The sequence below is a fragment of the Pseudomonas sp. PNPG3 genome (assembly GCF_023093815.1).
Lineage (GTDB): Bacteria > Pseudomonadota > Gammaproteobacteria > Pseudomonadales > Pseudomonadaceae > Aquipseudomonas > Aquipseudomonas asiatica.
In genome coordinates, this window is the sequence record NZ_JALLKV010000098.1 from 1 (window position 1) to 7706 (window position 7706).

Sequence of the window (7706 nt, forward strand, 5' to 3'; positions counted from 1 at the left end):
GGTGGAGTCCGGGTATTTTGCCAAAATCAGGAAGTCTTTTTCAGGATTTCCCTAAATGCTGGGTTTTTTATATGCTCAGATTTCTCAGCTACGACCCAACATCTTTGTCGAGCACCCTCCTGGGCACAGCTTCTAGATCCGTTTTTTTTTACTCATGGTCATTTGCCCGAGAAGGGGAGGTAAGAAAGAGCCTCGATTATTCGCGCGCACGCTTGCCCATCGCCATACGGGTTGTGGGCAAAGCTCATCTCGCGGTACACCGCCTCATCGGTCAACAGCGTGCTCAACGCTCCGACAATCGACTCCACCTCCGTCCCAACCAGCTTGACCGTCCCGGCCGCCACTGCTTCTGGCCGCTCGGTGGTGTCGCGCATAACCAGCACCGGTTTCCCCAATGCCGGCGCTTCCTCCTGAATCCCTCCAGAGTCAGTCAGAATGACGTTAGCGCGGGTCATCAAGTAAACGAAGGGCAGGTAATCCAGTGGGTCGATCAGGTAGATGTTGCCCACATCCACCAGCAAGCGTTTGACCGGCTCGCGTACGTTGGGGTTGAGGTGTACCGGGTACAGTACATCTACATCGGGGAACTGGCGCGCCGTCTGCACCAAAGCCTGGCAGATGCGTTCAAAGCCTCCGCCAAAGTTCTCGCGGCGGTGGCCTGTTACCAGCACCATACGCCGGTTGGCAGCCAGGTAATCGAACTTGCGTTCGAACTGGGCCCTCAGCGCTGGGCTCTCCAATTTGTGCACCACTTCCAGCAGGGCGTCGATCACGGTGTTGCCAGTGGTGAAAATGCTCGACGGGTCGATGCCTTCCCTTAGCAGGTTGTCACGCGAGGTGGCGGTGGGGGTGAAGTGCAGGGCGGCCAGGGTGCCGGTAAGGCGCCGATTGCCTTCCTCTGGCCAGGGGGAATACAGGTTGTTGGTGCGCAGGCCGGCTTCTACGTGGGCTATCGGTATTTGTTGGTAATAGGCCGCCAGGCTGGTGGCAAACGTGGTTGCGGTATCGCCATGCACCAGCACCACATCGGGATTGAACTCAGTCAGTACCGGCTGGATACCCTGCAAAATCCCCGTGGTCACGCCGGTCAGGTCCTGGCCGGGCTTCATGATGTTCAAGTCGTAGTCGGGAGTGATACCGAACAGTTCCAGTACTTGGTCGAGCATTTGCCGGTGCTGGCCGGTGACGCACACGCGGGACTCGAAGCGGGCGTCCTGGGCGAGTTGCAGGGCGAGGGGGGCCATCTTGATGGCTTCTGGACGGGTGCCAAATACGGTGAGGGTCTTGAGGGGCACGGCGGTGATCCTCTTGCTGGACGGGGGCAGTACGGGTGGGCCGAATGGGCTGGGCAGGCGCGCGGAGGCTGGCCTGGTGGACGGGCTGGGTGCGAGGGCAAGCGGCGGGTGGATGGGGTATGCAGCTTGGGTCCTTCAAGCAAACGGCTGTCCATTGCTCAAAAATCTAGCAGTTGGTTCATGTGATGCCAGTTGGCAGGGGGTGTGTTTGCCGGCTGGAGAGTGCGGTTGTTCGTGATCAGGCCTTGTTCACCGGGGGCTGTAGGAATGTGGGCAGGTTTTGCTGTGAATGCGGCATCGGATAAACGGGTATTCGGCTACAGGCCATAAGGCATGGCGCCAATGCTCTCGGGCCGGGGTGGTGGTGGAGGAAAGGCCATTGTTTCTGGGTTGGCGAAGTTGGCTTAGTGATTGATCGATTTGGTAACCATTCGCCGATGATGGTGGCTGTTTCAGCGCGGGGTTTGCCGCTAGGGTTGATTGCGCGGCCGAAGGAAAGCGGCTGCTGGAAAATGACCAACCCAGGAGTATTCACCATGCGTAACAACGTTCTGTCGTACTTGCTGCTGCCGCTGTTCGCCAGCCTGTCCTTTTCCCTTAGCGCTGCCCCGGCCAGCACCACGGCGGTGGCCGAGCCGGTGCCGGTGGTAACCCAGCAGCAGGCCCAGCAGCCGCAGCGGCTGGACCTGAACACGGCTGATGCGCTTACTTTGCAGAAGGAGCTGAACGGGATAGGGAAGGCCAAGGCTGAGGCCATAGTGGCCTACCGGGAGGCCAATGGGCCGTTTGCTTCGGTGGATGAACTGCTGGAGATCAAGGGGATTGGTAATGCGTTGCTGGAGCGTAACCGGGACAAGGTGATGGTGGAATAAGGGGGAGGGGCTGGGGTTTGTGTCCTGGCCCTGACTTTCATGAAGATTCAATTTAGAGAACTGAATTCGAAAGCGGTCCGCGTACCCTGTGGGAGCGGCTTTATCCGCGAAGAACCAAACGCGGTGCATGGCACCGGCTGCGCCGGTATTCGCGGCTAAAGCCGCTCCCACAGGGACCCTGCTGATTCAATGAGTTATGTGCAACTCTATGAAAGCGACCTTGTGACGGTACATGGACCGTAACAGCCGGTCAGATCGTGCCAGCGCCAGCGACCGGCGGGCGCTAGCGGTCCTGCGCATCCTTGGCATCCGCTTCGGCATTGCGCTCATGCACCTTGCGCAGCTGTTCTTCGGTCAGTGGCAGTTTCTTTGCCGTGTCGCGCAGCAGCATCAGCCCGCCGACGATCGAGCCGAGGGCTATGATGAGTATCAGCCAGGCATACCAGGGCATTGTCGTTCTCCTTTGCTGGTGATGGGCAGCGTTTGTACAAATGTTGAGCAATTGCCCGTTCCGTTGGTTCAATTATAGGAGCCAGCCACTGTCGGGCCAATTCCGTGACCCGCGGGCCCCAAAGCCTGCGCCACTTCGTTTACAATGCGCGCCGTTTTCGACTTGCCAAGAGACCCTGCCCATGTCCGCCTGCCAGACGCCCCTGATCGTCGCCCTGGATTTCCCTACCCGTGAGGCCGCCCTGAAGCTGGCTGACCAGCTTGACCCTGCGCTGTGCCGGGTGAAGGTTGGCAAGGAGCTGTTCACCAGCAGTGCTTCGGGCATTGTCGAAACCCTGTGCGACAAGGGCTTCGAAGTGTTCCTGGACCTCAAGTTCCACGACATCCCCAACACCACCGCGATGGCGGTGAAGGCCGCGGCCGAGATGGGTGTATGGATGGTGAACGTGCATTGCTCCGGTGGCCTGCGCATGATGGCGGCCTGCCGCGAAGAGCTGGCCAAGCGCAGCGGCCCGCAGCCGTTGCTGATTGGTGTGACCGTGCTGACCAGCATGGAGCGTGAAGACCTGGCCGGTATCGGCTTGGATGTCGACCCGCAAGAGCAGGTGCTGCGCCTGGCGGCGCTGGCCGAGAAGGCTGGCATGGACGGTTTGGTGTGCTCGGCGCTGGAGGCCCCGGCACTGAAGGCGGCACACCCGTCGCTGCAACTGGTTACCCCGGGCATTCGCCCGGCGGGCAGTGCGCAGGATGACCAGCGCCGTATCCTCACCCCCCGCCAGGCACTGGATGCGGGTTCGGATTACCTAGTGATCGGCCGGCCGATCAGCCAGGCTGCCGACCCGGCGCGGGCGCTGGCAGCGGTGGTGGCTGAAATTCGTAACTGAGTTACCAGCCGCCACGTTACAACGAGCAATTTGGGGAAATGGGTGATGTTCACAACCCTGCGTTACGGTATCAAATCGTAAGTAGGTACGGATCTCACCCATCCTTGTAGAGGACGTTAGATGTCAATCGATGTATTAGTCGAGTCCCCGGCGCAGCGTTGGGGACGGAAGATCAACAGTTACGTTTTACCCTTGGGCTGGCTGGTGTTGCTCACTGGCATGTTCTGGGCAGGGGAGCGTTCTCTGTACCACAAGCTGTTCTATATTCTGTTGGCCGTTCCGACGCTTGTGGCTTTGTTGCTGCAGCCAAGAATGCTCAAAACGCTGATGGAAAATCCCCTGTTCATCGCACTTGCGGTGTTTTGTGCCTACACCATGCTCAGTATCGCTTGGTCCGACACGGAAAATGCTACGGGGAGTTTGTTAAAGCGGCCGCTATACATCGCCATGTTGCTCCTGTCCGCGGGTGTCATCAGCCTGCACGCACCGGCACATCTCCAGCAGTGCGTGCGTATTGCGGCCAGAGTGGTGGCATTGGCTGCGGCCATTTCACTGGGCTATTTCCTGCTGTACCAACTGCCAGCTGGCGTTGGTCGCCTGGAGGGTTATGGGGCGCTATACAATCCGCTGCTGACCGCTCATGTACTCGGTGCCTTCGCCGCCGTTTGGCTAGTGTACTGGTTCCAGGCGCAGCGCATGCTGGACCCAATGTCGCTGGTCTGTCTGGCAGCATTGGGCTTGGCGATTCTTGCAACGGGTTCCAGAACCCCGTTGGTAGGCCTGACGGCGGCGTTGGGTTGGCTGGTGATCGTGGGTGACCGCAAACGCGGGCTGCTGGCCTTGGCTGCTGTGGTCATCGCTGTGCTTGGCGTCGTGCTGGTTTATCCGGACGCCATCACTCAGCGTGGCGTGTCCTATCGTCCGGCTATTTGGCTGGATGCACTGCGCCAGATCGGTGAACATCCGTGGTTGGGTCACGGTTACGATTCGCCCATGACTGTGAGTATTCCGGGGCTTGCTCAAACACTTGCCGACCCGCACAACATAGAGCTGGGCGTGTTGTATGCCGGCGGTGTAGTAGGTCTGGCCCTGTGGATGGCAATTTACGGCCTGGCCATTTACTTCTGCTGGACTTACCGCAAGCACCCAGGCGTTACCCTTGCGGCAACCTGGCTGGTCTTCGGTTTCGCCTCAGGCCTGACTGAAGGCAGTGCCTTTATGTCACGCCCGAAGGAGCATTGGTTCCTGATCTGGATCCCGATGGCCTTGGTCTATGGTCAATCACTGATCCACTGGAAGCGTAGCCGCGTTGCTTAAGACCAGATCATCCGCCAAATACCGCGCAGTGTCTTCTTGTTCCAGTACCTGAGCGGGATTTCCGAAAGGATTTCCCGGCTCAGTGCCTTGTCGCGGTTGGCGTACTTAAGCACCATGGAGTTACGGAACTTCATGCACACCTGCTCGTACTGCGGGTGGTCGCTGAACACTGCAAAGGTGCGCAGCACGTTATCCACCATGAAACGGCCGTTCTTGAAGGTGTTGGTCGGGTGGTCACGGTACTGCGCCAGCACTTCGCCCAGCACGTCGATGAAGTAACCGGCACGTGCGATCGACAGTTCGATATACACATCTTCCAGGCGGATATCGTGGTTGAAGCCACCCACCTTTTCCAGGGCCTCCCGCCGCAGCATCAATGTGGCTGCCATGGGGCCCGGCTTGCGGTCGAGGAACAGGTCGTCGAAGTCCAGTCGGCGGAAGGGCAGGTTGCGGTTGCGCTGCTCGCGTGCGCCCATCACGTTGCCATCCTGGTCGATGGTTTCGATGTTGGCCGAGCAGATGCCCACTTCAGGCTTGCCGTTCATGTATTCCACCTGGGTGGCGATACGGTGCGGCAGCATGATGTCGTCAGAGCCGAAAGGTACGATCAAATCGCCCTTGGCGCGTGCTATCGCATCGTTGAGAGTGCGTGCCAGGCCCTGGTTGGCCTGGAAGCGCAGGTCGAAGCCGTGTTGTTCCTGAAGGCGCTTGAGCACTGCAGGGCTGTCATCCTTGGAGCCGTCATCAATCACCAGAAGTTCGATGTTCTTGTAGGTCTGGTTGATGACGCTATTGATGCTTGCTTCGATGTAGCGTGCGTGGTTATAGGATGCGATGATCACTGTTACCAACGGAGTGTCAGTAACGGTGTGACTCTCAGAACACATGTGAAACCCCTGGCTTGATCCGTTTGTATGAAGCTTCTATGCAGGCTGCCTGCTTGCTCGTTTCCAGCGTGATGGCAATTCGGTATCTTGGGCAGCTATTTCCCATTCTAAAGGATGGGGCATCTCAGGGATACGGTAGGCTCGGCGCAGGTCGACCCCATTATTCCGAGCGTCCTGCCGACAACACCCCCTATTAGCAAAAGGGGGGGCGATATGCATGCGCACGTCGTCACTTCTGCATCAGGCAATCGACTCAGGCAATCGGAGTAGCCATGGCGCTTTTTTAACAACCTTCGACTACACCGCAGGTGAAGATTTTGCGGCGCTCCAGGCGCCCGATTTCCTCATGTTTGGCAAGCGCATACGTACGGTTGAAGGCAACACGCTGCACATCCGGGAAAAACTCGGCCAGTGCACATTCAACCGCAGCATCATAGTCTGCTTCGGTTATATAACGGTAAATTTCCCGGTAGTAGAAAAAGCCGAACTGAAAACCTAGGGTTTCGCTGAAGAAATTGCTTGGCTCAGAGAAGCTGTTCTCCAGGTCTATAGCCTGTGCTTTACCTTGTTTCGGGAGCATCACGTTGGCCGCCCACAGGTCCATGTGAGTAATCCCTTGGCAGTGCAGTGCATGCAACAGTTCGAAGGCTGCCTCAATCACCTGGTGTACCGCGTCGGGCGCCTTGCGGATTCTTGCCAGCCCGTCCTCGTGGCCAATGAGCAACTCAGTGATGAGGAAGAAGTCCTGCATCAGGCCGAACCTGGAGCGGCTGTAACCGTAGCCGACCACCCTTGGCACCCGTGCGCCACGGCGAACGGCTTCGCGGGTATTGATCAGTTCTTCAAGGGACCAGTCGTACATGCCATTGCGCTTGGGCCTGCCGCGCTGCATGCGCAGCTTCTTTTTCAGTGAATCGAGTTTTTCGCGCTTGATGAACAACTGGCTCTGCATGCAGGCGAGTGGAGCGCTGACCCGTTTGGCGCTGGTGGTCTGCGCGATCAATTGTTCGAAGGCTTGCCGGGTGTAAGGGGCAATAGGGCTCTGAAGTTGTAAAGTGGTCTTGCGATACCGCAGGGTGTAAGGGTATTCGTCTTGCCAGATCTGTGTATCGCCAACCACATCTCATCCTTGTGATATCAAAAAGCCATTGGTCAGTGGATCCAATATTACAGATTTTTCACATTTTTCCTACAGTTTTTTGCAGATCACTCTATTGGTTGTGTGGTAGGGGAGCGCGTGGGCTCCCACAGAAGAGTGCGGGCTCGCGGGCCAGCGCAGGAGCTGTGGGAGCGGGCGAGTCAGCTTTTGGATTTTGGGTTGTTCCCTCAAAACCTGTCAGTGCAGCTTGTTCTTGGCCAGTTCGATGTCGTTCATCAGGGCCTTGGCGATGGCCAGCAGGTAATCGGCGGAGCCCAGCAGTTTGTGGTCATCCTCCATGTCGCCTTCGCGCACAAGGTGCTTGATGTAGCCCAGCAGCACTGACACGTGCTCGTAGGCATCATCGATCGGTATGCCGGGTTGTACGCGGAGCAGGTCCAGGGTGGGGTTGCCGGCTTCGAGGAAGGTTTCCAGGCCTGCGGTTAGGATGGGGGAGGGGGTGTACTTTTTCATGGTAGTAGCTCCTGACAAGTGGAACTGCCACGCTGATCTTTCTCACGGACCTGGGCGGCAGTCGTACACGGGGTGAGAAACCGAGGGAGCTTCAAAGCTCGGCCAGACCGAGGTCTGCCCGCGTACGACTGCCATGACAGGCAAGCCAGCTAACTCGCAACAGGTTCTCACACCCGGTCACCAACATGGCGACCCGGTGAACTTAACCCTGAGGGATTTCCCCGACAATTCAGCTGCTTCCGACCACTGCGTAGGATAGTTCGCTTGCTGCTTCAAGCTGAAGCGGTGGGGGCAAGGTTCAGGAAAGTCTGACGATTCTGGAGGGGCTGACAGGTGTACGCCTCAAGTGCCCTCGCGCCTGTTAGATCGAGCGCCGCCCGCGCGGCGCT

General features: G+C 58.3%; 8 protein-coding genes. 3 read left to right on the top strand and 5 right to left on the bottom strand.

Annotation, left to right across the window (positions count from 1 at the left end):
• Positions 1-158: 158 nt before the first annotated feature.
• Positions 159-1295, bottom strand: a complete 1137-nt coding sequence (gene wecB, locus MJ643_RS29755; protein WP_024086484.1) for a UDP-N-acetylglucosamine 2-epimerase (non-hydrolyzing) — start codon at positions 1293-1295, stop codon at positions 159-161.
• A 536-nt stretch (positions 1296-1831) separates the two neighbouring features.
• On the opposite strand from wecB, the gene MJ643_RS29760 reads away from it, so the two are divergent.
• Positions 1832-2167 (top strand): ComEA family DNA-binding protein, encoded by a 336-nt coding sequence (locus MJ643_RS29760; RefSeq protein WP_024086485.1) that lies wholly within the window; start codon positions 1832-1834, stop codon positions 2165-2167.
• Positions 2168-2450: 283 nt separating this feature from the next.
• Here MJ643_RS29760 and MJ643_RS29765 read toward each other — a convergent pair whose 3' ends face one another.
• The gene (locus MJ643_RS29765) at positions 2451-2618 is read right to left on the bottom strand and encodes a DUF2897 family protein (RefSeq protein ID WP_010952850.1); all 168 of its coding nucleotides are present in this window, start codon (positions 2616-2618) and stop codon (positions 2451-2453) included.
• Positions 2619-2799: 181 nt separating this feature from the next.
• Between MJ643_RS29765 and pyrF the strand changes: the two genes are divergently transcribed.
• The gene (gene pyrF, locus MJ643_RS29770) at positions 2800-3501 is read left to right on the top strand and encodes an orotidine-5'-phosphate decarboxylase (RefSeq protein WP_024086486.1); all 702 of its coding nucleotides are present in this window, start codon (positions 2800-2802) and stop codon (positions 3499-3501) included.
• 120 nt (positions 3502-3621) lie between these two features.
• Positions 3622-4818 carry an O-antigen ligase family protein gene (locus MJ643_RS29775; RefSeq protein WP_024086487.1) on the top strand — a complete coding sequence of 399 codons (1197 nt, stop codon included), beginning with the start codon at positions 3622-3624 and terminating at the stop codon, positions 4816-4818.
• Here the strand turns inward: MJ643_RS29775 and MJ643_RS29780 are convergent.
• The 3 genes from MJ643_RS29780 to MJ643_RS29790 form a co-directional block, all read right to left on the bottom strand.
• A complete protein-coding gene (locus MJ643_RS29780; protein ID WP_024086488.1) occupies positions 4815-5705 on the bottom strand; it encodes a glycosyltransferase in 891 nt (296 codons plus the stop codon). The genes MJ643_RS29775 and MJ643_RS29780 overlap by 4 nt on opposite strands.
• A gap of 283 nt (positions 5706-5988) precedes the next feature.
• Complete coding sequence (locus MJ643_RS29785) at positions 5989-6825, bottom strand: lipopolysaccharide kinase InaA family protein (protein WP_024086489.1); 837 nt, start codon at positions 6823-6825, stop codon at positions 5989-5991.
• Between the two features lie 216 nt (positions 6826-7041).
• Positions 7042-7317 carry a DUF3077 domain-containing protein gene (locus tag MJ643_RS29790; RefSeq protein ID WP_024086490.1) on the bottom strand — a complete coding sequence of 92 codons (276 nt, stop codon included), beginning with the start codon at positions 7315-7317 and terminating at the stop codon, positions 7042-7044.
• Between the last annotated feature and the right edge of the window lie 389 nt (positions 7318-7706).